The following is a 24,954-nucleotide window of genomic DNA, read 5'->3' on the forward strand; positions in this document are numbered from 1 at the left end:
TCACATCAACTGATTCGGAGACTTCATGCCTTCCTCGACCCAAGAGCGCCCCTGGCTGTCGGCTTACCCCGAGGGGGTGCCTGCTGATGTGGATGTGGCGCAGTACGGCTCGCTGGTGGCGCTGATGGAGGAGAGCTTCCAGAAGTACGCCAGCCGCACGGCCTACCACTTCATGGGCAAGGACTTCAGCTACGCGCAGACCGACAGCCTGTCGGTGGCTTTTGGTGCCTACCTGCAGGGCCTGGGCCTGGTCAAGGGTGATCGTGTGGCCATCATGATGCCCAACGTGCCGCAATACCCTGTGGTGGTGGCGGCGGTGTTGCGTGCGGGTTTTGTGGTGGTGAATGTCAACCCGCTCTACACGCCGCGCGAGCTGGAACATCAGCTCAAGGACTCGGGCTCCAAGGCCATTGTCATCATCGAGAACTTTGCCAGCACACTGGAGCAGTGCATCGCCGCCACGCCGGTGAAACACGTGGTGCTTTGCGCCATGGGCGACATGCTGGGCTTGCTCAAGGGCGCCATCGTCAATTACGTGGTGCGCAACGTGAAGAAGATGGTGCCGGCCTTCAGCCTGCCCCAGGCGGTGCGCTTCAACGACGCGGTGGCCAAGGGCACACGTGGCACGCTCAAGCGGCCCGAGACCAAAGCCGATGATGTGGCTGTGCTGCAGTACACCGGCGGCACCACCGGCGTGAGCAAAGGCGCGGTGCTGCTGCACCGCAACGTCATCGCCAACGTGTTGCAGTCCGAAGCCTGGAACAGCCCGGTGATGACCAAGGTGCCTTCGGGCGAGCAGATCACCACCGTGTGCGCCCTGCCCCTGTACCACATCTTCGCCTTCACCGTCTGCATGATGCTGAGCATGCGCAACGGCGGCAAGGTGCTGCTCATCCCCAACCCGCGCGATCTCCCGGCCGTGCTCAAGGAGCTGTCCAAACACACCTTCCACAGCTTCCCGGCGGTCAACACGCTGTTCAACGGCCTGGCCAACCACCCCGATTTCGGCACCGTCAACTGGAAGAACCTCAAGGTCTCGCTGGGCGGTGGCATGGCGGTGCAGGGCGCTGTGGCCAAGTTGTGGCTGGAGAAAACCGGCTGCCCCATTTGCGAGGGCTATGGCCTGTCGGAAACCAGCCCCTCGGCCAGTTGCAACCCTGTCACCAGCACCGACTTCACCGGCACCATCGGCGTGCCCATTCCCGGCACCCACATGAAGTGTCTCGACGACGAAGGCCACGACGTGCCCATGGGCCAACCCGGCGAGATCGCGATCAAGGGCCCGCAGGTCATGGCCGGCTACTGGCAACGCCCCGATGAAACCGCCAAGGTCATGACACCCGACGGTTTCTTCAAGACCGGCGACGTGGGCGTGATGGACGAGCGCGGTTATTTCAAAATCGTGGACCGCAAAAAAGACATGGTGCTGGTCAGCGGTTTCAACGTCTACCCCAACGAGGTGGAAGACGTGGTGGCCAAAATGGACGGCGTGCTCGAATGCGCCGTGGTGGGTGTGCCTGACGACAAATCGGGCGAGGCCGTCAAACTGGTCATTGTGAAAAAGAGCGATGCCCTGACCGAACAGATGGTGCGCGAGTTCTGCAAGGCCAACCTCACTGGCTACAAACAGCCCAAGGTGGTGGAGTTCCGCACCGAGCTGCCCAAGACGCCGGTGGGCAAGATCCTGCGCCGCGAATTGCGCGACAAGAAGTGATGCTGCGCTTGCGCTGAGTCAAACAACCGCCCGCGTGGCGGTTGTGCATTTCAGCGCTTCCATCGCACAATGCCAGCGCCACGGCTTTCACCGGGGCGCTGTTTTTTTGTGAGGCACCGCCATGGGACAACACATTGCCATCGTCAGCGCGCTGCACGCCGAACTGGCCGAAGTGCTCACGCTCATGCCCGACGAACACAAGCGCACCGTGGGTGGGCGCACCTTCTGGAGCGGGCACCTGCACGGCCACGAGGTGGTGGCCACACTCAGCGGCATGGGCAAGGTGGCGGCGGCGGCCACCACCACCTTGTTGATCGACCACTTCAAAGCCGAGCAGGTGATCTTCACCGGGGTGGCCGGCGGCCTGGCTCTGGGCGTGGAGGTGGGCGACGTGGTGGTGGGCAACGGTTTTGTGCAACACGACATGGATGTGTCGCCGCTGTTTCCGCGTTTTGAGCTGCCGGGCCAAGGCATCACCCGCCTGCAGGCCGACGGTGTGCTCACCCAGGTGCTCAAAGAGGCGGCCGAAGACGCCGTGACCTGGCTGCCCAACCTGCTGGATGCGACCACGCTGGCCAGCCTCGGTTTGCACCGGCCTTCGGTGCACCAGGGGCTGATCGTCAGCGGGGACCGTTTTGTGTCGAGCAACACCGAGTGCGAGGCGCTGCGCGCCGCCCTGCCCGAGGCCCTGGCGGTGGACATGGAGAGCGCCGCCGTGGCCCAGGTGTGCCGCGATTTTGGCGTCGGCTTTGGGGCGGTGCGCACCATCTCCGACCGGGCCGACAACGAGGCCCATGTCGATTTCCCGAGGTTTCTGGAGCAGGTCGCGCGGCACTACAGCGCACGCATCATCCGCAAGGCGCTCAACCTGCTCTGACGACGGGGTCAGCGCTTTTTGTGCGCGGCAGAGACAGGCGTCAGTGCCTGGCGCAGCCGGTCTTCGCGCGCCGGCACCTCGGCGCTCAACGCATCTTCCACGTGGCCGATGTGGGCCAGCATGCGCGCACGTGCCAAGGGCAGGTCGCCGGCCTCCAGCGCCTCGACGATGGCAGCGTGTTCGTCACATGACTGACGCGCATCGTGTGTGGACTGGTAGAGCGTGGCCGCCAGCGTGGTGCGGGCGGTGAGATCGCGCAGCACATCGCACAACAAGCGGTGGCCGAGGTTTTCGGCCAGGCACACGTGGAAATCCGCCAGCAAAAAGGCGCGCGTGGCGGCATTGGTGCCTTGTATGGCCTGACGCTCCTGGTCGATGTGTCGGCGCAGGGCCAGCGCCACCGATTGGAGCGAACGGCCTTCCTCCGGCACCACATCCGGCTGGCTCAGGATGCCCGACTCCACGATGCGCCGCGCGGCAAAGGCGTCCCGAGCTTCTGCCACCGAAGGTTCGACCACGTACCACCCACGGCGAGGCCTCACCTCCACAAAACCCCTGGCCTGCAATTGCATCAACGCTTCGCGCACCATGGTGCGGCTGACTTGAAACAGGTCAGCCAACTCCTGTTCGCCCAACCGCGCACCCGGTGCGAGCTGCTGGGCCAAGATCGATTCAACAACGCGTTGGGCGATTTCGTTCTGGGTGGTCATGACCATCGAACTGTACGCGCAGCGCCTTGCTGCATCTTGACCGGGCCTCAATCCAGCACGGGCTGTTGGCGGCCATCCAGCACCGCGTGCGCCGTGTCGCGGTCGATGTCACCTTCCCAGGCCGCCACCACCACCGTGGCCACGCAGTTGCCGATCAGGTTGCCCAGGGCGCGGGCGATGCCCATGAACCAGTCGATAGACAGCACCAGCACCAGGCCGATGGCCGGGATGGCCGGAATGGCCTGCAGCGTGGCCGCCAGCACCACGATGGCTGAACCCGGCACGCCGTGCGCGCCCTTGGAGGTGACCAGCGAGATGGCCAGGATGGTCATCAGGTCGGTCATGGAAATGGGCGTGTTGGTGGCCTGCGCAATGAAGACCGCCGCCAGCGTGATGTAGATGGAGAAGGCGTCGAGGTTGAAGGAGTAGCCGGTGGGGATCACCAGGCCCACGGTCGAGTCTTTGATGCCCATGCCACGCAGCTTGGCCATGATCTGCGGCAGCACGCTGTCCGACGAGGTGGTGGCGAACACCACCGCCAATTCTTCGCGCAGGTAGCGCAGCAGCTTGAAGATGCTGAAGCCGGCCAGTCGCATGATCAGGCCCAGGATGCCAAAGACGAAGAAGATCACCGCCACGTAAAACAGCACCACCAGCATGCCCAGCTGCTTGAGTGAGCCCAGGCCGTACTTGCCCACGGTGAAGGCGATGGCACCCAGCACGCCCAGGGGCGCCAGTTTGATGATGATGCCCATGATCTTGAACAACACGTGCGAGAGCGTGTCGATGAAGTTGGCCACCGGTGCGCCACGCTCGCCCAGCATCGCCAGGGCGCAGCCGAACAGCACCGCGAACAGCAGCACCTGCAACACATCGCCCGTGGCAAAGGCAGCCACCACGGTGGTGGGGATGAGCTTCATCAGGAACTCCACCGTGCCGCCGCTGGTGAGTTTGTCGGCGTTGCTGGCGTAGGCGCTCATGGCCTTGGCGTCCAGCGCGTTGGGGTCCACGTTCATGCCCACACCGGGCTGGAACCAGAAGGCCAGCACCAGGCCCAGCAGCAGGGCGATGGTGGTGACCACCTCAAAGTAGATCAGCGCCTTCACGCCGACGCGCCCGACGCGCTTGAGGTCGCCCGCGCCGGCGATGCCATGCACCACCACGCAGAAGACCAGCACCGGGATGATCATCTTGATGAGCTTGATGAAGCTGTCGCCCAGGGGTTTGAGCTTGACCGCGAACTCGGGCACGGCAAAACCCAGGGCGACACCCAGCAGCAGGGCCAGCAGGACCTGCCCAAACAAGGACTTGAAAAACTTCGGCATGACAGCACCTTTCTCCATTTCAGACATACAAAGCTTGTATGCAAGAATGTAGGCAAGAAAGTGCGCTGATTGTTAAGGGCTTTCCCTAGGTGCGGCCCACCGCTGGTCGGCTGCGGGAACAGGCTCTGTGGGTTCAGTGCTGCAGGACCCCACGTGCAATCACCGTGCGCTGAATCTCGGACGACCCCTCGTAGATGCGCATGATGCGGGCGTCGCGCACGTAGCGCTCCAGCGGCAGCTCGCGAGTGAAGCCATAGCCGCCGTGGATTTGCAACGCTTCGTCTGTGATGAAAGCGGCCGCCTCGGAGGCGTAGAGCTTGCACATCGACGACTCCATCGAGTACGGCACCCCCGCCTGCCGCTTGGCGCAGGCCTGCAGCGTCAGCAGCCAGGCCGCCTCCAGCCGGGTTTTCATGTCGGCCAGTTTCCATTGGATGCCTTGTTTGGCCGCCAGCGGCTCGCCACCCACCTGGCGCTGGCGGGCCCAGTCCACGGCGGCGGCCAGCGCGGCCTCGCCCAGGCCCAGGCAGTTGGCCGCCACGTCCATGCGGCTGTTGTCCAGCACCTTCATGGCGGTGCGAAAGCCCGTGCCCTCATCGCCCAGGCGTTGTGTGGCCGGCACGCGGCAGTCCAGCGCCACCTCAAAGGCATGGCCGCCGCGTATGCCCATGAGCTTCTCGGGCGCGGAGATTTGCAGCCCGGGTGTGCCCTTGTCCACCACAAACGCGCTGATGCCCCGGTGGCCGGCTGCCGGGTCGGTCTTGGCATAGACGACGATGAAATCGGCCTCGCCCGCATTGGAGATGAAGTGTTTGGTGCCGCTGAGGTGGTAGTGGTCCCCCTCGCGCACCGCGCGCGTGGCCATGTCGGCGGGGTTGGAGCCTGCGCGCGGTTCCGTCAGCGCAAAAGCACCCAGCTTGGCGCCACTTGCTGCGTCGGGCAGGTAGCGCTCGCGCAGCGCATCGTCGCCACCGATGAGGAGGGAGTCGGTGGCCAGGTAGTGCGCGCCAATCATGGAGGCGGTCGCGGTGCAGGCCTGGGCGATGGCCGCCAGCGAGAGCACCAGAGCGGTGGGCGTGGCGCCAGGGCCGCCCCAGCGCTCAGGCAGGTTCATGCCCATCACGCCCAGTTCGGCGAGCGCGGTCACGTAACGCACGGTGGACAAGGCGGATTCATCCACCTCGTGCGCGTGAGGGGCCAGCTCGGCCTGGGCAAAACGGGTGATGGCGTCGGCCAGAGCCTGGTCGTCGGGGTGGATGCCAAATCGGGGGGTCATGGGGTGCTCCAAAAAAACAAATCGATGCCGTCAATGCCCGAAGGCGCCCAGCGCGCGCAGCTCGGCCACCTTGCCAGCGGCCAGGCCCAGCACACGTTGCAGGGTCACGTCGGTGTGTTCGCCCAGGCGGGGGGCGCGTTGCACAGCAGCCCGTTCGTAGGCCGAGAACTGCAGCGGTTGCGTGGGGAGGCGCAGGCCAGGCAGCTGCGGGTCGTCCACCGCCTGCAACACGCCACGGTGCTGGCTTTGGGGTGAGTTCAAGGCCTGCTCCACGTTCCAGATGGGCGCGGTGGGTACGGCGGCCGCTTCCAGGTGCGAGACGACCTGATCCACCGTCAACGTATCCGACCAGGCCTCGATGGCGGCCCGCAACGCGGGTTCGTTCAACGAGCGCAGCTCATCGGTGGCAAAACGCGGATCTGCGGCCAGAGCCGACTGGCCAATGACGGCACACAACTGAGCGAACAGCTTGTTGTTGAGCACGGCGAGCACGTAGTGGCCATCGGCCGCGGCGTACACGCCAAAGGGCGCCGAGAGCGGGTGACGGTTGCCCACCCGCACCGGGTTGCGGCCGGTGAACAGAAAACGCGACACCGAGGTGGCGGTGAAGGCCAGCGTCGCGTCCAGCATGGCCACGTCCACATGGGTGCCCTGGCCGTTGCGCTCGCGCCCCAGCAGCGCGGCCAGCACGCCCCAGCTGGCAAACAGCCCGCTCACCACGTCGGATACCGCTTCACCCACCAGCGTGGGCGGGCCGTCGGGCGAACCCGTTGCTTCCATCAGCCCGCTCATGGCCTGCAGCACGATGTCGTAGGCCGGGCGGTGCGCGGCCGGCCCGGTTTGGCCGAAGCCCGAAATGCTGGCGTACACCACACGCGGGTTGATGGCCCGCACCGCGGCGTAGCCAATCCCCAGCTTGTCGGCCACGCCGGGGCGAAAGTTCTCCACCACCACGTCGGCCGTGGCACACAGCTCGCGCGCCAGCGCCTGGGCGTCGGGCAATTTGAGGTCCAGCACCACGCTGTGTTTGTTGCGGTTCATCACATTGAACAAGGCGCTTTCGCCGTTGCGCATGGGGCCGATGGCGCGGTAGTCGTCGCCTTGTGGTGGCTCCACCTTGATGACCTCGGCGCCCAGGTCGGCCAACAAGGCGGTGCAGAAGGGGCCGGACAACACGCGGGTGAAGTCCACGATGCGCAGGCCCGCGAGCGGGCCGGTGGGAAGGGGGTGTTCAGAAGACATGCGGCCATGCTAGGCCCATGACTGCATCAAAGAAAATACAGAGTTTTGAACCACTGCATCAACAAAACAGATTCAACCATGCTCCACGTCTCCCTGCGTCAACTCAGCTACTTCGTGGCCGCGGCCCGCCACGGCAGCACCTTGCAGGCGGCCTTGGCCCTGCACGTCTCGCAGCCGTCCATCTCGCACGCCATCGCCACCTTGGAATCCCACTGGGGTGAAAAGCTGTTCCACCGCATCCACGCGCAAGGGCTGGAGCTGACCACGGCAGGCGCGCGCCGCAGCGCCCTGGCGCAAGCCCTGCTGACGCAGGCGGAGGCGCTGGACGCACCCGCTGGGCAGGGCGTGGCGGGCAGCCTGTGTGTGGCCGGCCTGTCCACGCTGGCCCCCATGCACCTGCCAGCCCTCATGCGGCGTTTCAGTCAAAGGTTTCCCCAGGTCGAGCTGCGCTTGGGCGAGGGCGACACCGAAACCCTGCTGGCGCGGCTGGAGCGTGGCACCCTGGACCTGGCCCTGCTGTACGACATGGGCCTGCAGCGCGCCGTGGCCTTGCACGAGGTGGGCGCGCAGGCGCCTTACGTGCTGATGCCGGTGGGGCACGCGCTGGCCAAACGCGCGTCGGTGGCCTTGCGCGACCTGGCCGATGAACCCCTGGTGCTGATCGACCTGCCGCACAGCCGGCAGTACTTCCTGTCGCTGCTGGCGCATGCCGGGGTGCGGCCGCAGGTGGTGATGGAAAGCGGGTCGCTGGAGATGGTGCGCGCGCTGGTGGCGCACGGACATGGGCTGTCGCTGTTGACCACGCGGCCCAGCCGCGACGTCAGCTACGACGGCCGGCGCTTGGTCTGCAAGCCGCTGTCAGGCAAGGTGCCGCCGCAGCGGCTGGTGCTGGCGGCGTCTGCCTCGGTGCCGCTCAGCCCGGCCGCAGAAGCCTTTGTGCAGGTGGCGCGTGAGCACCTGGCGGCGGCAGGCTGAGAGGCGTCAGCGGCGCTCCACAAACGCCAGCACGGCGTCCAACATGCGGCGCACCGTGGGCTGGATGCCCGCCGCCACGTCGGGTAGATAGTCAAAAGGCTGGCGCTCCATCATGTAGGACGCCTGTGTCATCTCCAGCTGCACCGCGTGGATGCCCTGTGCCGGGTTGCCGTGCTGGCGGGTGATGTGGCCGCCTTTGAAGCGGCCGTTGAGCACGGCGGTGTAGCCGGTGGCCTCGCGGCCGATGGCCAACAATTGCGCGGCCAGCGCGGGGTCGCAACTGGCGCCGTCGGCGGTGCCGAGGTTGAGGTCGGGCAGGCGGCCTTCAAAAAAGCGCGGCAGCACCGAGCGGATGGAGTGCGCGTCCCACAGCGCCGCCACACCGTGGTGCGCCTTCAGGCGCGCCAGCTCTTCGGTGAGCTTCGCGTGGTACGGCCGCCAGATGGCGTCGCGGCGCGCGGCGATTTCCGCTTCGGTCGGATGATCGGCCGGGTCGCGGTACAGCGGCGTGTCGTCGAAGGTGTCCACCGGGCACAGCCCGGTCACGCTCTGGCCGGGGTAGAGGCTGGCACCGTCGGGCGGGCGGTTGAGGTCGATCACATACCGCGAATGGGTGGCCACCAGCACCGAGGCGCCCAGCGCGTCGGCGAAGTCGTACAGGCGCTCCAGGTGCCAGTCGGTGTCGGGCACGCCCTGGGCCTCGTCGGTCAGGCGCGCGGCCAGCGCGGGCGGCACATGGGTGCCCACGTGCGGCATGGAGATCAGCAGCGGGCGCGTGCCCTGGCGGAATCGGAACGGCGGCTCGGTGGTGGTGAAGCGAACGGCAGGGCTCATGCTTGGGTGTCCTCCAGCAGTTGGCGGCGCGCGGTGTTGAAAGCGGCGCGCGCGGAATGGTTCAAGGCATGCCGGCCCGCCGACACCCGTGCCTGCCCACCCACCCACACCTCGGCGATGGCCGACTGGCGGTGGCTGGCAAACACGTGGGCCGACAACATGGCATCGGCCGTGGGCAGGCCTTGCAGCAAGGGGTGCTCGGCGTCCAGCACCACCAGGTCGGCTTGTTGGCCCACGGCCAGGCCCGCAACTGCGCGGCCGCTGGCCTGGGCGCCGCCGGCCACAGCATCGAGTGTCATGGCGGTGGCCACATAGGCGTGGCGGTCGCCCGCCAGCACGTTGCGCTGGCGGGTGGCCAGGCGCTGGCTGTATTCGAGCATCAGCAGTTCTTCGGCGGCGTTCACGGTGGCGTGGCTGTCCGAGCCCACGCCCCAGTGGCCACGGCCCGCACGCCACTGCGCCATGTCAAAGATGCCGTCGCCCAGGTTGGCTTCGGTGGTGGGGCACAGGCCGGCCACGGCGCCAGTTTGCGCGGCGCGGCGGTATTCGTCGGCGTCCATGTGGGTGGCGTGCACCAGGCACCAGCGCGCGTCCACGGGTGCGTGGTTCAGCAGCCACTGCACCGGGCGTTGGCCGCTCCAGGCCAGGCAGGCGTCCACTTCGCCGGTTTGCTCGGCGATGTGGATGTGGATGGGGGCGGTGGCGTCGAGCGCCGTCAAACCGTCAACGGCTTCGCGCAGCGCCTCGGGCGGCACGGCGCGCAGCGAATGGGGCGCGAGGCCCAGGCGTGCGCCTTGGGCGTCGCACAGCGGCTTGAGCGCTTGCAGCAGCGCCAGCATGTTGCCGGTGCGGCGGATGAAGCGGCGTTGGCCGGCGCTGGGTGGCGTGCCACCAAAGCCACTGGTTTGGTACAGCACCGGCAGCAGGGTGAGGCCGATGCCGGCGTTTTGCGCGGCGCGCAGCAGGCACAGCGAGAGCTCGCGGTCGTCGGCGTAGGGCCGACCATCGGCTTCGTGGTGCACGTAGTGGAACTCGCACACGCTGGTGTAGCCGGCTTCCAGCATCTCCACGTACAGGCCGGTGGCGATGGCGGTGAGTTGCTCGGGCGTGATGGCGCCGGCAAAGCGGTACATCAGCTCGCGCCAACTCCAGAAGCTGTCTTGCGCGGCGCCACGGTACTCGGTGAGGCCGCCCATGGCGCGCTGGAAGGCGTGCGAGTGCAGGTTGGGCAAACCGGGCAGCACGGGGCCTGCGGCACGCTGTGTGCCTGCGGGCGCGGATGCGTTGGGCGTGACCGCGCTGAGCTGGCCGGCGGCATTCCATTGCAGCAGCACATCGCGCGCCCAGCCGGTGGGCAGCAGCGCGTGTTCGGCGAAAAGAGCTTGGGTCATGGGTGTGATGTGATGCGGCCTTGGCGCACCACGGTGGGTTGAGGGTGTTGGCCCAGCCAGTAGGCCAGCTCGGCCACCTCGCCCAGGGGCCAAAGCACGAAGTTGGCGGGCTGATCCACGGCGATCTGGCCGTGGCTGTGTTGCAGGCCCAGGGCGCGCGCCGCATGGCGGGTGACGCCGGCCACGGCTTCGGGCACGGTCAGGCGGAACAGCGTGCAGGCCATGTTGAGCATGAGCAGCAGGCTCAGCGTGGGCGAGGTGCCGGGGTTGTGGTCGGTGGACACGGCCATGGGCACGCCAGCGGCGCGCAGCGCGGCAATCGGCGGCAGGTGGGTGTCGCGTAAAAAGTAGTAGGCGCCGGGCAGCAGCACGGCCACGGTGCCGGCCTGCTTCATGGCGGCAATGCCCGCATCGCTCAGGTGTTCGATGTGGTCGCACGACAGCGCACCGTAGCGCGCGGCAAGTGCCGAGCCACCCATGTCCGACAGTTGTTCGGCGTGCAGCTTGACCGGCAGGCTCAAGCGTTGTGCGGCACGGAAGACCTGCTCGGTCTCGGCCAGCGAAAAGCCGATGGTCTCGCAGAACACGTCCACCGCATCAATCAGGCCTTCGGCGGCCAAGGCCGGCATCATCTCGTGGCAGACCGTGTCGATGTAGGCTTGGCTGCGGCCCGCGTATTCCGGCGGCAGGGCGTGGGCGCCCAGGAAGGTGGTGCGTACCGTCACGCCAAAGTGTTCGCCCAGGCGGCGTGCCACGCGCAGTTGGGCGCGCTCGTGTTCGAGCGACAGGCCGTAGCCCGACTTGATCTCGATCGCGCACACGCCCTCGTTCAACAGGGCTTGCAGGCGCGGCGCGGCCAAGGCAAACAGCTCGTCTTCGCTGGCGGCGCGTGTGGCGCGCACGCTGGAAACGATGCCACCGCCCGCGCGCGCCACTTCTTCGTAGCTGGCGCCGGCCAGGCGCATGGCGAACTCGTTGGCGCGCTGGCCGCCGTAGACCAGGTGGGTGTGGCAGTCAATCAGGCCGGGCGTGACCAGGGCACCGTGGCCAGCGTGTTGTGGTCCTTGTGCGTGGGCGGCCGGCAGGGCGCGGCGCTCACCCACCCACACGATGTGCCCGTGCTGCACCACGATGGCGGCATCGTCCACGGCGGTCGAACCCTCACCGAGGGCTTCCGGAGCGAGTCGCAGATCGGTCCACACGCCGTCGGCGCTGGGCAGTTGGGCAAAAGGGGTCATGGTGTCGCGGGGTGGATGGCGACGGCCAGCAGGGCCGCGTCGGGTTCGGGGCAGGACAACGGCCAGGTCAGCGCTTCATCGCTCCACCACAGGCCCTCGCCCGGTGCCAGGGTGTGTTCGCCGGCCGACCAGGTGCCGCGCACCGCCATCAACAGGCCGGCTGGCGCTGCGGTGGTGGTGTCGCCACGGCAGACCCACACGCCGGCACGGCAGGCGGCGCGGCGGGTCATCACGTTGAAGTCGTGGCAGGCGCCGTCCAGCAGCGTGCCCATCACCGGCGCCTCGCCCGCGAAGGCAAAGGGCACCAGCGGGGTGTTCAGCGCGTGGTCGAATGTGAGGTCGGGGGCGCCATCGGTGCAGTGCAGGCGCACACCCGCGCCTTCCAGCAGCGTGATGATGCGATCGACACCCGCGAAGGCCGAGAACGGCCCATCGCTGGCGATGTGGGCGATGCTCACCCGCCAGTCGAAGGCGTCCATGCCCGCGCCTGGCGGCTGGCACACGATTTCGCGTGTGACGCCGCCACCGTTTTTCCACGGCGTGGCGGGCAGGGTGGATCGGTCGAAGCGGTGGAGGGCCATGTTCAGCGGATCATGGGCAACTTGAGGCCCTGTTTTTTCGCGGTTTCGATCGCGAGATCGTAGCCCGCATCCGCGTGGCGCATGACGCCCGAGCCGCAGTCGTTGACCAGCACGCGCGCCAGGCGCTCGGCGGCAGCGTCGGTGCCATCGGCCACGATGACCATGCCCGAGTGCTGCGAGTAACCCATGCCCACGCCACCGCCGTGGTGCAGGCTGACCCAGCTGGCGCCGCCCGCCGTGTTGAGCAGGGCGTTGAGCAACGGCCAGTCGCTCACGGCGTCGGTGCCATCTTTCATGGCCTCGGTCTCGCGGTTGGGGCTGGCCACCGAGCCGGTGTCCAGGTGGTCGCGGCCGATGACGATGGGGGCCTTGAGCTCGCCGTTTTTCACCATCTCGTTGAAAGCCAGGCCGGCCAAGTGGCGCTCGCCCAGGCCCAGCCAGCAGATGCGTGCGGGCAGGCCCTGGAAAGCGATGCGCTCGCGCGCCATGTCCAGCCAGCGGTGGGTGTGTTTGTTGTTCGGGAACAGCTCTTTGATCTTGGCGTCCGTCTTGTAGATGTCTTCCGGATCGCCCGACAGCGCCACCCAGCGGAACGGGCCTTTGCCCTCGCAGAACAGCGGGCGGATGTAGGCAGGAACGAAGCCGGGGAAGTCGAAGGCGTTTTTCACGCCCTGGTCAAACGCCACCTGGCGGATGTTGTTGCCGTAGTCCACCGTGGGGATGCCCATGGCCTGGAAGTCCAGCATGGCCTGCACGTGTTGCGCGCAGCCCTTCGCCGCTTCTTCGGTCAGGCGCTTGTGCTGCGACGGGTCTTGCTGCGCGGCCTTCCACTGCGCCACGGTCCAGCCCACCGGCAGGTAACCGTTGATGAGGTCGTGGGCCGAGGTCTGGTCGGTCACGAGGTCGGGCTTGATGCCACCGGCCTGGGCGCGCTTCACCAGTTCGGGCAACACCTCGGCGGCGTTGCCCAACAGGGCGATGGAGATGGCTTCCTTCTTGGCCGTGTGTTCCTTGATCAGCTCGATGGCGTGGTCGATGTCGCGCGCCTGCTTGTCCACATAGCGCGTGCGCAGGCGGAAGTCGATGCTGCTCTGCTGGCACTCGATGTTGAGCGACACCGCGCCGGCCAGTGTGGCGGCCAGCGGCTGCGCGCCTCCCATGCCACCCAGGCCGGCGGTGAGGATCCACTTGCCCGAGAGATCGTTGTTGTAGTGCTGGCGGCCGGCTTCGACAAAGGTCTCGAAGGTGCCCTGCACGATGCCCTGGCTGCCGATGTAAATCCAGCTGCCGGCCGTCATCTGGCCGTACATGAACAGGCCCTTGCGGTCCAGCTCATTGAAGTGTTCCCAGTTGGCCCACTTGGGCACCAGGTTGGAGTTGGCGATGAGCACACGCGGTGCGTTGCTGTGTGTTTTGAACACGCCCACCGGTTTGCCCGATTGCACCAGCAGCGACTCGTCGTCGTTCAGGTCTTTCAGCGAGGCCAAGATCTGGTCGAAACACGCCCAGTCGCGCGCAGCGCGACCAATGCCGCCGTACACCACGAGGTGCTGCGGGTTCTCGGCCACCTCGGGGTCGAGGTTGTTCTGGATCATGCGGTAGGCGGCTTCGGCAATCCAGTTCTTGCAGGTGAGCGTGCTGCCGCGGGGCGCGCGAATCACGCGGCTGGGGTCGAGGCGGGGATCGGTGTTGGTTGTCATGGTCGGCTCCTGGGTGAAGAGAAGTTTTCAGGCAATGGCAGGCAGTTCGGCGCGGGCGGCAGCGATCAGTGCGCCGCTGCGCACCATCTCGATGGCGGCCTGCATGTCGGGTTGGATGTGGCGGTCGTCGCTCAGGTGTGGCACCTGCGCGCGCAGCGCGGCGTGCACGGCGGCCAGCGGCGCGCTGGTCGTCAACGGCGCGTGGAAGTCGCAGCCCTGGGCGGCACACAGCCACTCGATGGCGATGACGGCCATGGCGTTTTCGGCCATGGGGGCCAGGCGGCGCGCGCCGTGGGCGGCCATGGACACGTGGTCTTCCTGGTTGGCCGAGGTGGGGATGGAGTCGACGCTGGCCGGGTAGGCGCGCTGCTTGTTTTCCGACACCAGGGCAGCGGCCGTCACCTGTGGGATCATGAAGCCCGAGTTCAGCCCCGGTTTGGGCGTGAGGAAGGCCGGCAGGCCCGAGAGCGCAGGGTCCACCAGCATGGCGATGCGGCGCTCGGCCAGCGAGCCGATTTCGCAGATGGCCATGGCGATCATGTCGGCCGCAAAGGCCACCGGTTCGGCGTGGAAGTTGCCGCCCGAAAGCGCTTCGCCGCCGTTGTCGGCACTGAAGATCAGCGGGTTGTCCGACACGCCATTGGCCTCGGTTTCCAGCAACGATGCAGCGTGGTGCAACACGTCCAGGCAGGCGCCCATCACCTGCGGCTGGCAGCGCAGGCAGTACGGGTCTTGCACGCGCTCGTCGCCCTTGAGGTGCGAGGCGCGGATGGCGCTGCCCAGCAACAACTGGCGCAAAGCTTCGGCGGTGGCGATCTGGCCCTTGTGTTTGCGCAAGGTGTGGATGCGCGGGTCAAACGGCGCGTCCGAGCCCTTGGCGGCGTCGGTGGCCAGGGCGCCCGTCAGCAGCGCCGACTGGAACAGGCGCTCGGCTTCGAACAGGCCGGCCAGCGCGTTGGCGGTGGAGAACTGCGTGCCGTTGAGCAAAGCCAGGCCTTCCTTGGGGCCGAGCACGGCGGGTGCCAGGCCGACGCTGGCCAGGGCCTGGATGGCGGGCAAGCGGCCCGTGGGCGTGTCGGCCTCGCCCACGCCGATCATCACCGCCGTCATGTGCGACAGCGGGGCCAGGTCGCCCGATGCGCCCACGGAGCCTTGCGCCGGCACCACCGGGATGACGCCACGCGCCAGCATGGCTTCGAGCAGGGCCAGCGTGGCTGGGCGGATGCCCGAAGCACCCTGGGCCAGGCTGGCCAGCTTGAGCGCCATCATCAGGCGGGTGACTGGCTGGGGTGTGGCCTCGCCCACGCCGGCGGCGTGCGAGAGCACGATGTTGCGCTGCAGGGTTTCCAGGTCGGCCGCTTCGATGCGCACGCTGGCCAGCTTGCCAAAACCGGTGTTGATGCCGTAGACCGGCTCGCCTCGCGCCACGATGCGCTCCACCGTGGCGGCGCTGGCGGCCACCGCTTCGGCGCAGGCCGGGTCCAGCCGCAAGTCGGCACCACGGTAGATGGCGCGCCAGTGCGCCAGGGGCACCTGGCCGGGTGTCAGCGTGAGCGGGGAAGTGGACATTGTTTGCTCCTGTATATACAAGTTAGTATCAGCCGAAATGGACGCCCGTGCAAGAGGGCAAATGTGTAAAACCGATCAGTGGTGGGTCAGGTGCTCACCGGGTTGCCGTCGGACTTGTAACGGCTGCCCAGCTGGTAGCGCGTGGCGGGGTGCAAACAGCGCACCAGGGTCACGGGCACACCGCGTGTCCAAGTGCGGCGCGTCAGCAGCAGGCAGGGCTGGGCGGCGTCCATTTGCAGGCGGGCCGCCTGTTCGGCGGTGGGCAGCACCGCATCCACAACGTGCTCGATCTCGTCGAAAGGCACGTTGCGCACCAGGTACTCCGAAGGCTGCTGCTGCTTGAAGTCTTGTTGCAGGTAGTCCGGCGCCACACGGGGGTTCACGTAGCGGTCTTCCAGCTGGATGGGCAGGCCATCCTCCATGTGCACACACACCGAATGGAAGACCGATTCGCCCGTGCGCACGTCCAGCGCGGTGGCCACGTCCAGGGTGGCCGCCACACGTTCCACCACCAGCATCTCGCAGCGGTAGTCGTGGCCACGTGCGCGGATCTCGCTCGCCAGGTTGGCGATCTGCAGCAGGGTGGACTGCGGCTTCTGTTCGGCCACAAAACTGCCCACACCGGCCACCCGCACGATGCGGCCCTGCTCCACCAACTCACGCAGCGCGCGGTTGACCGTCATGCGCGACATGCCGAACTGCGCCACCAGCTCGTGTTCCGAAGGCAGGCGGTCACCCGCGCGCAGCGAGCCGTCCTGGATCTTGCGCGAGATGTGGTCTTTGACCTGCTGGAACAGCGCCACGGATGAGGCCGGAGCCGCCTGGTTGGGGGCGGCGTGGCGCTTGGCGCGGGCGGGGTGAGCGGTGGGGCTTCGGGGCATGGCCACGGGTCAGTGTTCGGCGGCGGCCATCGACTCGGCGCGGATCTCTTCCGTCAGCCGCGCCTTGAGCGCCATGAACTCGGGCGAGGTTTTGATGGTGTAGTGGCGCGGGTGCGGAAAGTCCACCGCCAGCTCGGTCTTGATGCGGCCCGGCCGGGCGCTGAACACCGCCACGCGGTTGGCCATGAAGATGGCCTCGTCGATGTCGTGGGTGACGAACAGCACCGTCTTCTGTGCCGACTCCCAGATGCCGAGCAGCAGCTCTTGCATCAGCACGCGGGTCTGGTTGTCCAGCGCGCCAAAGGGCTCGTCGAGCAGCAGGATCTTGGGGTCGTTGGCCAGTGCCCGGGCTATCGCCGTGCGCTGTTGCATGCCGCCCGAGAGCTGCTTGGGAAAATGGTGCTCGAAACCGCGCAAGCCCACCTTGGCGATGAAGTAGTCGGTGCGTTCTTTCTGCTGCGCCTCGGGCAAACCGCGCTCGCGCAGGCCGAAGCGGATGTTCTGCTCGATGGTGAGCCAGGGGAACAGGGTGTAGCTCTGGAACACCATGCCCCGGTCGGCGCCCGGGCCGTCCACCGGCTGGCCGTCCAGCAGCACGCGGCCGGTGGTGGGGTGGTCGAGGCCGGCCACGATGCGCAGCATGGTGGACTTGCCACAGCCCGACGGGCCGAGGATGGTGACGAAGTCGTTCTCCCGCACCTCGAAATCGACCGGCGTGAGTGCCTGGGTCTTGGCGCCTTTGGGGCTGGTGAAGACGCGCGAGACGCCTTGAATGGACAACTTCGTGCTCACAGCGAACTCCAGGCAAACAGGCGGCGGTTCAAGGCCTTGAAGGCGAAATCGGAGATCAGGCCAATGAGGCCGATGACGATGATGCCGAAGATGATCTGGCCGGTGTTGAGCAGCGCCTGGCTGTCGGTGATCATGTGGCCGATGCCCGACGACGAGCCGATCAGCTCGGCCACGATGACGTAGGTCCAGGCCCAGCCCAGCACCAGGCGCAGGGTTTCGGCGACCTCGGGCGCGGCGCCCGGAATCAGCACGCGGCGCACGATGCCGGTGTTGTTGGCGCCCAGGGTGTAGGCGGCTTCCACCAAATCCTTGCGTGCAGCGCCCACGGTGACGGCCACCATCAGCACAATCTGGAAGACCGAACCGATGAAGATGACCAGCAGCTTTTGCAGTTCGCCCAGGCCGGCCCACAGAATCAGCAGCGGGATGAAGGCCGAAGCCGGCAGGTAGCGGCAGAAGGAGACGAAGGGCTCAAAAAAGGCCTCGACGCCTTTGTGTGCGCCCATGGCGATGCCCAGCGGCACGGCGACGATGGCGGCCAGGATGAAGCCGCCGAACACGCGCCACACGGTCATGCCGATGTCGTGGATGAAGTTGTATTCGGTGAACAGCAACCAGCCTTCCTGCGCCATGGTGATGGGGCTGGCCAGGAAGGTGGGTGACACATAGCCACCCAGCGTGGCAAAGGCCCAGACGGCGAAGAAGACGATAAAAAAGCCCAGGCCCAACATCCACTTGGACGAGGCGCTGACGGGCTCCAGCGGGGCCAGGCCACGCCGCCGGCGCGCGGCCGGGGCGGGCGGTGGCACCGCCACGGAGGTGGTGGTGCTCATGGTGCTCACTTGATGAAGCTGGTGTCAAGCATGGCGTCGAAGTTGTCCGGCATCTTGCGGATGACACCGGCTTCGAGCAGGATGGCGGCCGCGTCCTTCATGAAGGCCTGCAGTTCGCCCGCAAAGAACTTCTGATTGGCGGCTTTGTCTTGCCAGCGCAGGTAGGCCGAGGACTTGGCGAACTGCTCGCCCGATTGCTTGACGGCGGCACCCATGATCTCGTTGGCCTTGGCGGGCTCGGCCTTGATCATCTCCAGCGCATCGAAGTAGGCGTTGGCCAGGCCTTGAGCGGCCTTGGGGTTGGCCTTGAGCCACTCGGGCGCGCAGCCCACGGTGTCCATCACCATGGGGTAGTCCAGCGTGGTGGCCAGGATCTTGCCGGCTTGCGGGTTGGCGCGCACGGTGGACAGGTAGGGCTCGTAGGTCATGGCGGCGTCGTTCTGGCCGGTGACGAAGGCTTGTGCGGCCGGCTGCGGTTCCAGCGACACGGTCTTGACGTCTTTCATGCTCATGCCGTTTTTGCTCAGCATCCACGCCAGACCGAAATACGGGGCCGTGCCGGGCGCGCTGACCGCGATGGTTTTGCCCTTGAGGTCGGCAAACGATTTGACGTCGTTGCGCACCGCGATGCCATCGGCACCGTAGGATTTGTCGAGCTGGAAAATCTGCACGATGGGCACACCGTTGGTGTTCCAGGCCACGTGCGTTTCCACCGTGGTGGCCGCGCACTGGATGGCCTTGGAGGCCAGGGCCAGGTGGCGGTCCTTCTGCGGGATCATCTTCAGTTCGACGTCCAGGCCGTGCTTCTTGAACAGGCCGGCCTTGTCGGCCAGGGTCAGCGGGGCAAAACCGGTCCAACCCGACATGCCGAGCGCAATTTTGGTTTCCTGCGCCTGGGCGGCGGTGGACAGGGCGGCGGTGCAGGCCAGCAAGGCCGCGGTCTTCACGAGTGACGTGCGCATCAGAACATCCTTTGAAAAAAACACCGCCGGGGCGGCATGGAAACCTTCGCTCCCTGGGCAGGGCAAGTTTACCTGTCTATACAAGCGTGGGCAAACACAAAACCGGCCACCTGTTGCGTTGCTCTGAGTGAGACAAGCGCCACAGGCACCGGATGGGTGAATGCTGCACCGGTCCGGTGCGGGGCACATCCGGAGATGCACCATCTTGCTGTATAGACAGATCTATGTTAGCGAAGGTCAAACCCTACAGCAGCTTGTGTGCCAGGCTGTGCGACGTTCTCGGAAGTGGGCGTTTCAGCCCGGCAACCCACGGACCTGTGCAAACGGGGGGCGGATGGCACAGCAGACGCACCTCGGCGGCACACGGCGAGCCACACTGAAAATGTAAACGTGGCCTCACAATGGAGGCGCCTGGTCATCGAAGCGTTTGCTTCCCTTTATCGGAGTGCCCCATATGCAGACATTCGGCGGGCGAGCCGTGGTGCTTGTGATCCGACGCATTCTGGGCGGCGGCGGTGGTCGGCCGCTGGCTTCGGCGGTGCTGGCCTGTCTGGTGGTTTTGGGCCTGTACTCGGAGCTGCCAGACGGTGCGCGTGCGCCCCTGCCTGATGGTTTGCGTGTGGCGCTGGATGTTGCGGCGCACCCCCAAAACAGTTTGCGCGATGCGGTGTTCGACGCCTACCAGAAGGTGGCGCCGCGCCAACCCCAGAGCCAGCCCGTCACCGTGGTGGCCATCGATGAAAAAAGCCTGAGCGCGCTCGGCCAATGGCCTTGGCCGCGCGACCGCATGGCCGACCTCGTGCGTGCGGTCAACGAGCAAGAGGCGGCCGCCATCGGCCTGGGCGTCTACATGCCCGAAGCGGACCAGAACTCGCCCGATCGGCTGGCCGATCGCGTGCCACCCGATCGCCTGGCGCTGCGCGAGGCGTTGCGTGCCTTGCCCAGCAGCGACGCGGTGCTGGCCCAGGCCCTGGCGCAGGCACCTTCGGTGCTGGTGGCGGCCGGGTTCGAGTTTCCCTCCGGTGCCACCGTGGCCAACTTGCGTGCCGTGCCCATGCGCACCGTGGGGGGCGATCCGCGCAGCCACCTGCGCCACTTTCCGCACGTGCTCGCCAGCCTGCCGATGTTGCAGGCGGCCAGCCGTGGTCAAGCCCTGCTCAGTGTGGACGCCCACGGTGCGGGCCTGCGCCGCTTGCCGCTGGTGGCTTACGTGGGCGACCAGCTGGTGCCCGGGCTGGCCATGGAGATGTTCCGCGTGGCGTCCGGTTCGCCCCTGATCACGGTGGACACCGGTCCCCGAGGGGTGTCGTCGGTGCAGGTGGCCGATCTGCAGGCGCCGACCCAACCCGGGGGCGACTTCTACCTGCATTACGCCTCTCAGGCGGCGGGGTTGGCGCGCAACGTGTCGGCGGTGGATGTGTTGCGCGGTCAGGCAGACCCCGCCCTGTTCAGGCACAAACTGGTGCTCATCGGGTTGACCGGTTTTGGCCTGAGCGATGTGCATGTGACGCCTTTGGGCGAGCCGGTCCCCGGCATCGAAATCCAGGCGCAGGCCGTCGAGGCGCTGTTTGACGGTGTGTTCCTGGTCCGCCCCTGGTGGTTTGCCTGGATGGAGACCGGCTTGCTGGTCTTGCTCGGGGGGGGGCTGATCTGGCTGGTGCCCCGTCCCAACACCCGCTTGGCTTCGGTGATCAAAAGCCGTCCACAGGTGGCGTTTGGTTATGCCATCGGCGCCGCCGCCGTGTTGTTGGTCTTGGGGTTTGTGCTGTTTGTCGGGGCAGGCCTTTTGTTCGATGCCGCCAACCTGGCGGTCGGACTCGCGCTGGTGGTGGTTTTGCTGATCGGCAGCGCCATGACCAAAGGCCTGGGTGAGGCGCGTGCCAAACTGGCGCGGCTGGTGGACAACGGCATCGCCCTGGGGCGGGCCCAGACGCGCGAACTGCTGCTGCGGCGCACCCTGGAGGGTGCGCGCGAGATCGCCCGTTGCCAGGCGGCGACCCTGTTTTTGGTGAGCGACCGCGACACCCTGGCGTTTGGCCTGCGCACCCAAACCGACCCGTTGCCAATGCATGAGCTGCCCTTGCACGACCCGTTGACGGGCGAGCCGTGCCACAGCTACGTGGCCACCCATGTGGCCTTGACCGGCAAAAGTGTGGTGATCGATGACGTGCGCACCTACACCGCGTTGGACCTCTCCGGCACCCGCCGCTTCAGCGAGGCGTCGGGCCTGCAGGTCGTGTCCATGCTCAATGTGCCTTTGCGTGCGGACGACGGCCAAGTCATGGGCGTGATGCAGCTGCTCAACTGCCTCGACACCGCCACCGGCGAGCCCATTCCCTTCGACTCGGAGACCGTGGGTTTTGTGGAAGCGCTGGCGGCGCAGGCTGCGGTGGCGATTGAAAACAAGAACCTGTTGGAGGCGCAGCTGGCGCTGATGGATTCGATGATCAAGATCATCGCCGGCGCCATCGACACCAAAAGCCCCTACACCGGTGGCCATTGTGAGCGGGTGCCGGAGCTGGCCATGATGCTGGCCAAGGCCGCCTGCGAGGTCAAGGAGGGGCCGCTGGCGGATTTCGAGTTCAAGACCGACGAAGAATGGCGCGAGTTCCGCATTGGCGCCTGGCTGCACGATTGTGGCAAGGTGACCACCCCCGAATATGTGGTGGACAAAGCGACCAAACTGGAAACCATCTTCAACCGCATCCACGAGATCCGCACGCGGTTCGAAGTGCTGTTGCGCGACGCCCAGATCGAACGGCTGCAAGCGATTCACGAGCGCCAGGAGCCTGCGGACGAGGCGCAGGCGCGGTTCGAGGCGCGCCAGGCCCAGCTCATGGCCGACTTCGCCTTTGTGGCGGAATGCAACCTGGGTGGCGAGTTCATGGCGCCAGACAAGGTCGCGCGCCTGCGCGGCATCGCCGAGCACACCTGGTTGCGCCACTTCGATGACCGCCTGGGCCTGTCGCACGAAGAGCTCAAGCGCTTTGAGAGCATGCCGGTGCCGCCCTTGCCGGCGTGTGAGCACCTGTTGGCCGACAAACCCTGCCACCTGTTTGAACGCCCACCCAACAAGGCGCTCGACGCCAAGTACGGTTTCAAGCTCAAGGTGCCCGACCACCTCTACAACCACGGCGAATTGCACAACCTCGGCATCGGGCGCGGCACCCTGACCGATGAGGAGCGTTTCAAGATCAACGAACACGTGATCCAGACGATTGTGATGCTGGAACAAATGCCCCTGCCCAAAAACCTGAAGCGTGTGCCTGAGTACGCGGGCACCCACCACGAAACCCTGATCGGCACCGGCTACCCGCGCAAACTGGACGGAAAGGCGCTGTCGGTGCCTTCGCGCATCATGGCCATCGCCGATATTTTTGAGGCCCTCACCGCCAGCGACAGGCCCTACAAAAAAGCGAAAACCTTGTCGGAGTCGATCAAGATCCTGAGTTTCTTCAAGAAAGACCAGCACATCGATCCGGTGATCTTTGATCTGTTCCTGACCTCTGGCATCTACATGCGTTACGCCGAGCGGTTTCTGTCGCCTGAGCAGATCGACGAGGTGGACATTTCCGCGTTTGTGGGCTGAGGGCTTTGCGCGGCGGCCCGCTTTATTTCAGCCAGCCGCGCTTGCGGAAATACAGCATCGGCCCCACCGCAGAGGCCACCATCAGCACCAGCGCGGCCGGGTAGCCCCAGGTCTGGTTCAGCTCCGGCATGTACTGGAAGTTCATGCCGTAGATGCTGGCGATCAGCGTGGGCGGCAGCAGCGCCACGCTGGCCACCGAGAAGATCTTGATGATCTTGTTCTGGTTGATGTTGATGAAGCCGACGGTGGCATCCATCAGGAAGTTGATCTTGTCGAACAGGAAGGCGGTGTGGCTGTCGAGCGAGTCGAGGTCGCGCAGGATCTGGCGTGCGTCCTCAAACTGCTCGGCGCTCAGCATGCGGGTGCGCATCATGAAGCTGACCGCACGGCGCGTGTCCATCACGTTGCGGCGGATGCGCCCGCTCATGTCTTCGTGGCGGGCGATGGCGGCCAGCACTTCGCCGGCTTTGTTGTCGGTCACGTTGCCGGCCAGCACCTGGCGGCTCACGAGGTCGAGTTGGTCGTAGATGTCTTCCAGCGTGTCGGCACAGTACTCGGCGTCGGCGTCGAAGAGTTTGAGCAGCACTTCCTTGGCGTCTTCGATCAGCCCTGGCATGCGGCGCGCGCGCATGCGCAGCAGGCGGAACACCGGCACATCTTCGTCGTGGATGGAAAACAGCACGCCGTGGCCACGCAGCTCGGTGTTGTGCTGGTTGAGGATGAAGGCCACGCGCACCGCGCGCGGCTGCTCGTCGTCGTCGATCAGGAAGTCGGATCGGATGTGCAGTTCGCCGTTGTCTTCTTCAAAAAAACGGGCTGACTCCTCGATGTCCTCGTCCATCGCGTCGTCGGGGATGTTGAGGCCAAAGTGCTGGCGCACCCAGCGGCGCTCTTCGAGCGTGGGCGATTCCAGGTCGACCCAGATGGGTTTGAACTGGGCCAGTTCTTCCAGGGATTCGATCTCTTCCTGGAACAGGCGGCCATTGGCCAGGGTGAAGACGTTGAGCATGCGCGGGCTTCCGGTCGGGCGACGATGTACGGGGGCCACCCGGGGCCGGGTGGCGGTGGGGGCGGGGTGCTTTCAGCTGCCGCGCGCGGTGCCCACCGGCCTCATCGGGCTCGATGTCGGGTCAGTGCCGCGTGGCGGGAACTGAAAGCACACAACTGGGTGTGCTGTCCAAGGGGTGCTCCGTTCACAAAAACTGGCGCGATTATGGCACCGCGTCAAGTCGGTGGTGTGTCAAAAAACGCTTCCAGTTCGGCCCGGCGGGCATAGGCGTCCTGTTCGCCCAACGTGATCAGCGCCTGCACAAAGCCGGGTTCGAACAAGAGGTAGCTGGCCAGCGCCGCACCGCTGGCGCCCACGCCGCGCTGGGTGTTGAGGGCGCCCAGGCCCTCCAGGGTGTTGCGGGTGGCGGCGGGCAGCTCGCTCACGTGCCGCAGCGCGATCTCGTCGAGCGACTGCGTGGGCTGCATGGCCAGCACCTCCACCGGCCGGTAAGGCAGGGCCAGTGCCAGTTCGGGTGGCAGGCTGGCCAGGGTTTTGCTCACGCGCTGGGCCTGTTCCACATCGGTCATCAGGGTGTCGTGGAAGACGCTGGCCATGGCGTGGCCGGCGATGGTGCCGGCGGTGGGTTCGGCATCGGGCGCGCGCGCGCTGCCCGCCAAACCTGCCCGCTGTGGTTGGCCCACACCAATCACCAGCACCTTGCGTGCGCCCAGCTGGATGGTGGGCGACAAGGGCGAGAGCTGGCGCATGGAGCCGTCGCCGAAATACTCTTTGTGCCCATCCACCCACAGTGGCACAGCGGGAAACAGAAAAGGGATGGCGCTGGACGCCATGAGGTGTTCGATGGTCACCGGCTGGAAATCGGCGCGCCGGCCGGGGCGGTGCCAGGGCTCGGCCGGCAGGTTGGGGCCGGCCTGGCAGAAGGTCCAGTGTTCACCGCTGCTGTAGCTGGACGCCGTGACCGCCAGCGCTTGCAGCGCCTCGCTCTGCAAGGCGCGTTCGATGGCGCTGAGATCGATGGCGCGGTGCAAGGTGTCCACCAGCGGCAACGTGTCAAGCAGGGCGCGGTGGGCCCTCACCTGGCGCGCCAGCGTGAGCCCCGCCAGAAGGAAGTGGGTGCGCGACCAGCGTGGTGCGTCCAGGCGGTAGACTTGTGCCGACCGCAGCTGCAGCCAGAATGCGGCCAGTGCCGGCAGTGCGGCCCAGCCTTGTGCCACCTGGCTGGCGAGGTAGGTCGCGTTGAGGGCGCCGGCCGAGGTGCCCAGCAGCAACTGGAACGGAAAAACCTCGGTTGCGGTGGCCGGCTTCATGTGGGCGATGGCCCGCAGCACCCCCGCCTGGTAGGCGGTGCGCGCGCCGCCCCCCATCAAAACCAGTGCGGCGGCACCGCTGGCGCGCGGCGGGCGTGCCGGTGCCAACAGGTGCGATGCGATCAGCGTGTCCAGCGACATTGTTC

The 24,954-nt window shown here is 66.5% G+C and carries 20 protein-coding genes; 4 read left to right on the plus strand and 16 right to left on the minus strand.

The genetic code is table 11. The features are described from left to right. Positions 1 to 25: 25 nt before the first annotated feature. Together ACFQU0_RS07275 and ACFQU0_RS07280 are read left to right on the plus strand one after the other, a co-directional pair. The gene (locus ACFQU0_RS07275; RefSeq protein ID WP_382199510.1) at positions 26 to 1,714 is read left to right on the plus strand and encodes a long-chain-fatty-acid--CoA ligase; all 1,689 of its coding nucleotides are present in this window, start codon (positions 26 to 28) and stop codon (positions 1,712 to 1,714) included. Between the two features lie 121 nt (positions 1,715 to 1,835). After that, on the plus strand, positions 1,836 to 2,591 hold the full coding sequence (locus tag ACFQU0_RS07280) for a 5'-methylthioadenosine/adenosylhomocysteine nucleosidase (RefSeq protein WP_382199511.1): 756 nt from the start codon (positions 1,836 to 1,838) through the stop codon (positions 2,589 to 2,591). A gap of 8 nt (positions 2,592 to 2,599) precedes the next feature. On the opposite strand, the gene ACFQU0_RS07285 is transcribed toward ACFQU0_RS07280, so the two are convergent. The 4 genes from ACFQU0_RS07285 to ACFQU0_RS07300 form a co-directional block, all read right to left on the minus strand. Beyond that, complete coding sequence (locus tag ACFQU0_RS07285) at positions 2,600 to 3,301, minus strand: GntR family transcriptional regulator (protein ID WP_382199512.1); 702 nt, start codon at positions 3,299 to 3,301, stop codon at positions 2,600 to 2,602. Between the two features lie 47 nt (positions 3,302 to 3,348). Next, positions 3,349 to 4,626, minus strand: a complete 1,278-nt coding sequence (locus ACFQU0_RS07290; RefSeq protein WP_382199513.1) for a C4-dicarboxylate transporter DctA — start codon at positions 4,624 to 4,626, stop codon at positions 3,349 to 3,351. A gap of 133 nt (positions 4,627 to 4,759) precedes the next feature. Then, on the minus strand, positions 4,760 to 5,902 hold the full coding sequence (locus tag ACFQU0_RS07295; RefSeq protein ID WP_382199514.1) for an acyl-CoA dehydrogenase family protein: 1,143 nt from the start codon (positions 5,900 to 5,902) through the stop codon (positions 4,760 to 4,762). Between the two features lie 30 nt (positions 5,903 to 5,932). Then, the gene (locus tag ACFQU0_RS07300) at positions 5,933 to 7,144 is read right to left on the minus strand and encodes a CaiB/BaiF CoA transferase family protein (protein ID WP_382199515.1); all 1,212 of its coding nucleotides are present in this window, start codon (positions 7,142 to 7,144) and stop codon (positions 5,933 to 5,935) included. A gap of 78 nt (positions 7,145 to 7,222) precedes the next feature. Here ACFQU0_RS07300 and ACFQU0_RS07305 point away from each other — a divergent pair, with 78 nt between their 5' ends. Then, a complete protein-coding gene (locus ACFQU0_RS07305) occupies positions 7,223 to 8,119 on the plus strand; it encodes a LysR substrate-binding domain-containing protein (protein WP_382199516.1) in 897 nt (298 codons plus the stop codon). A 6-nt stretch (positions 8,120 to 8,125) separates the two neighbouring features. On the opposite strand, the gene hutG is transcribed toward ACFQU0_RS07305, so the two are convergent. From hutG to ACFQU0_RS07355, 10 genes are all read right to left on the minus strand, one after another. Next, complete coding sequence (hutG, locus tag ACFQU0_RS07310; protein ID WP_382199517.1) at positions 8,126 to 8,953, minus strand: N-formylglutamate deformylase; 828 nt, start codon at positions 8,951 to 8,953, stop codon at positions 8,126 to 8,128. Then, complete coding sequence (locus ACFQU0_RS07315) at positions 8,950 to 10,344, minus strand: formimidoylglutamate deiminase (RefSeq protein WP_382199518.1); 1,395 nt, start codon at positions 10,342 to 10,344, stop codon at positions 8,950 to 8,952. Before ACFQU0_RS07315 ends, hutG begins: the two co-directional genes overlap by 4 nt. Next, positions 10,341 to 11,582 (minus strand): imidazolonepropionase, encoded by a 1,242-nt coding sequence (gene hutI / locus ACFQU0_RS07320; RefSeq protein ID WP_382199519.1) that lies wholly within the window; start codon positions 11,580 to 11,582, stop codon positions 10,341 to 10,343. Before hutI ends, ACFQU0_RS07315 begins: the two co-directional genes overlap by 4 nt. Continuing rightward, entirely contained in the window at positions 11,579 to 12,163 is a 585-nt protein-coding gene (locus tag ACFQU0_RS07325) for a HutD/Ves family protein (RefSeq protein ID WP_382199520.1), read from the minus strand. The genes hutI and ACFQU0_RS07325 overlap by 4 nt, the downstream gene beginning before the upstream one ends. 2 nt (positions 12,164 to 12,165) lie before the next feature. Beyond that, the gene (gene hutU / locus ACFQU0_RS07330) at positions 12,166 to 13,863 is read right to left on the minus strand and encodes a urocanate hydratase (RefSeq protein WP_382199521.1); all 1,698 of its coding nucleotides are present in this window, start codon (positions 13,861 to 13,863) and stop codon (positions 12,166 to 12,168) included. 27 nt (positions 13,864 to 13,890) lie between these two features. Next, positions 13,891 to 15,432, minus strand: a complete 1,542-nt coding sequence (gene hutH, locus ACFQU0_RS07335; protein WP_382199522.1) for a histidine ammonia-lyase — start codon at positions 15,430 to 15,432, stop codon at positions 13,891 to 13,893. Between the two features lie 86 nt (positions 15,433 to 15,518). Further along, positions 15,519 to 16,313, minus strand: a complete 795-nt coding sequence (hutC, locus tag ACFQU0_RS07340; protein ID WP_382199523.1) for a histidine utilization repressor — start codon at positions 16,311 to 16,313, stop codon at positions 15,519 to 15,521. Positions 16,314 to 16,322: 9 nt separating this feature from the next. Next, complete coding sequence (locus tag ACFQU0_RS07345) at positions 16,323 to 17,105, minus strand: ABC transporter ATP-binding protein (protein ID WP_382199524.1); 783 nt, start codon at positions 17,103 to 17,105, stop codon at positions 16,323 to 16,325. Next, a complete protein-coding gene (locus ACFQU0_RS07350; protein ID WP_382199525.1) occupies positions 17,102 to 17,938 on the minus strand; it encodes an ABC transporter permease in 837 nt (278 codons plus the stop codon). The genes ACFQU0_RS07345 and ACFQU0_RS07350 overlap by 4 nt, the downstream gene beginning before the upstream one ends. Before the next feature lie 5 nt (positions 17,939 to 17,943). Further along, positions 17,944 to 18,900, minus strand: a complete 957-nt coding sequence (locus ACFQU0_RS07355; protein ID WP_382199526.1) for an ABC transporter substrate-binding protein — start codon at positions 18,898 to 18,900, stop codon at positions 17,944 to 17,946. A gap of 454 nt (positions 18,901 to 19,354) precedes the next feature. Between ACFQU0_RS07355 and ACFQU0_RS07360 the strand changes: the two genes are divergently transcribed. Beyond that, positions 19,355 to 22,489 (plus strand): CHASE2 domain-containing protein, encoded by a 3,135-nt coding sequence (locus ACFQU0_RS07360; protein ID WP_382199527.1) that lies wholly within the window; start codon positions 19,355 to 19,357, stop codon positions 22,487 to 22,489. A gap of 22 nt (positions 22,490 to 22,511) precedes the next feature. Here the strand turns inward: ACFQU0_RS07360 and corA are convergent, their stop codons facing one another. Both corA and ACFQU0_RS07370 read right to left on the minus strand, forming a co-directional pair. Then, positions 22,512 to 23,498 carry a magnesium/cobalt transporter CorA gene (gene corA / locus ACFQU0_RS07365; protein WP_382199528.1) on the minus strand — a complete coding sequence of 329 codons (987 nt, stop codon included), beginning with the start codon at positions 23,496 to 23,498 and terminating at the stop codon, positions 22,512 to 22,514. A 215-nt stretch (positions 23,499 to 23,713) separates the two neighbouring features. Then, positions 23,714 to 24,949, minus strand: coding sequence for a patatin-like phospholipase family protein (locus ACFQU0_RS07370; protein WP_382199529.1), 1,236 nt, complete (start codon positions 24,947 to 24,949; stop codon positions 23,714 to 23,716). Between the last annotated feature and the right edge of the window lie 5 nt (positions 24,950 to 24,954).

The sequence above is a fragment of the Hydrogenophaga defluvii genome, from assembly GCF_042665235.1.
Lineage (GTDB): Bacteria > Pseudomonadota > Gammaproteobacteria > Burkholderiales > Burkholderiaceae_C > Hydrogenophaga > Hydrogenophaga defluvii_A.

What these genes read in the sequence shown, in the direction of transcription:
- hutI (WP_382199519.1), bottom strand. Translation starts at nt 11,582, where the DNA reads ATGACCCCTTTTGCCCAACTGCCCAGCGCCGACGGCGTGTGGACCGAT.
- hutC (WP_382199523.1), bottom strand. Translation starts at nt 16,313, where the DNA reads ATGCCCCGAAGCCCCACCGCTCACCCCGCCCGCGCCAAGCGCCACGCC.
- ACFQU0_RS07275 (WP_382199510.1), top strand. Translation starts at nt 26, where the DNA reads ATGCCTTCCTCGACCCAAGAGCGCCCCTGGCTGTCGGCTTACCCCGAG.
- ACFQU0_RS07370 (WP_382199529.1), bottom strand. Translation starts at nt 24,949, where the DNA reads ATGTCGCTGGACACGCTGATCGCATCGCACCTGTTGGCACCGGCACGC.
- ACFQU0_RS07295 (WP_382199514.1), bottom strand. Translation starts at nt 5,902, where the DNA reads ATGACCCCCCGATTTGGCATCCACCCCGACGACCAGGCTCTGGCCGAC.
- ACFQU0_RS07290 (WP_382199513.1), bottom strand. Translation starts at nt 4,626, where the DNA reads ATGCCGAAGTTTTTCAAGTCCTTGTTTGGGCAGGTCCTGCTGGCCCTG.
- ACFQU0_RS07355 (WP_382199526.1), bottom strand. Translation starts at nt 18,900, where the DNA reads ATGCGCACGTCACTCGTGAAGACCGCGGCCTTGCTGGCCTGCACCGCC.
- ACFQU0_RS07300 (WP_382199515.1), bottom strand. Translation starts at nt 7,144, where the DNA reads ATGTCTTCTGAACACCCCCTTCCCACCGGCCCGCTCGCGGGCCTGCGC.
- ACFQU0_RS07325 (WP_382199520.1), bottom strand. Translation starts at nt 12,163, where the DNA reads ATGGCCCTCCACCGCTTCGACCGATCCACCCTGCCCGCCACGCCGTGG.
- corA (WP_382199528.1), bottom strand. Translation starts at nt 23,498, where the DNA reads ATGCTCAACGTCTTCACCCTGGCCAATGGCCGCCTGTTCCAGGAAGAG.
- ACFQU0_RS07280 (WP_382199511.1), top strand. Translation starts at nt 1,836, where the DNA reads ATGGGACAACACATTGCCATCGTCAGCGCGCTGCACGCCGAACTGGCC.
- hutH (WP_382199522.1), bottom strand. Translation starts at nt 15,432, where the DNA reads ATGTCCACTTCCCCGCTCACGCTGACACCCGGCCAGGTGCCCCTGGCG.
- hutU (WP_382199521.1), bottom strand. Translation starts at nt 13,863, where the DNA reads ATGACAACCAACACCGATCCCCGCCTCGACCCCAGCCGCGTGATTCGC.
- ACFQU0_RS07285 (WP_382199512.1), bottom strand. Translation starts at nt 3,301, where the DNA reads ATGACCACCCAGAACGAAATCGCCCAACGCGTTGTTGAATCGATCTTG.
- ACFQU0_RS07315 (WP_382199518.1), bottom strand. Translation starts at nt 10,344, where the DNA reads ATGACCCAAGCTCTTTTCGCCGAACACGCGCTGCTGCCCACCGGCTGG.
- ACFQU0_RS07360 (WP_382199527.1), top strand. Translation starts at nt 19,355, where the DNA reads ATGCAGACATTCGGCGGGCGAGCCGTGGTGCTTGTGATCCGACGCATT.
- ACFQU0_RS07350 (WP_382199525.1), bottom strand. Translation starts at nt 17,938, where the DNA reads ATGAGCACCACCACCTCCGTGGCGGTGCCACCGCCCGCCCCGGCCGCG.
- hutG (WP_382199517.1), bottom strand. Translation starts at nt 8,953, where the DNA reads ATGAGCCCTGCCGTTCGCTTCACCACCACCGAGCCGCCGTTCCGATTC.
- ACFQU0_RS07305 (WP_382199516.1), top strand. Translation starts at nt 7,223, where the DNA reads ATGCTCCACGTCTCCCTGCGTCAACTCAGCTACTTCGTGGCCGCGGCC.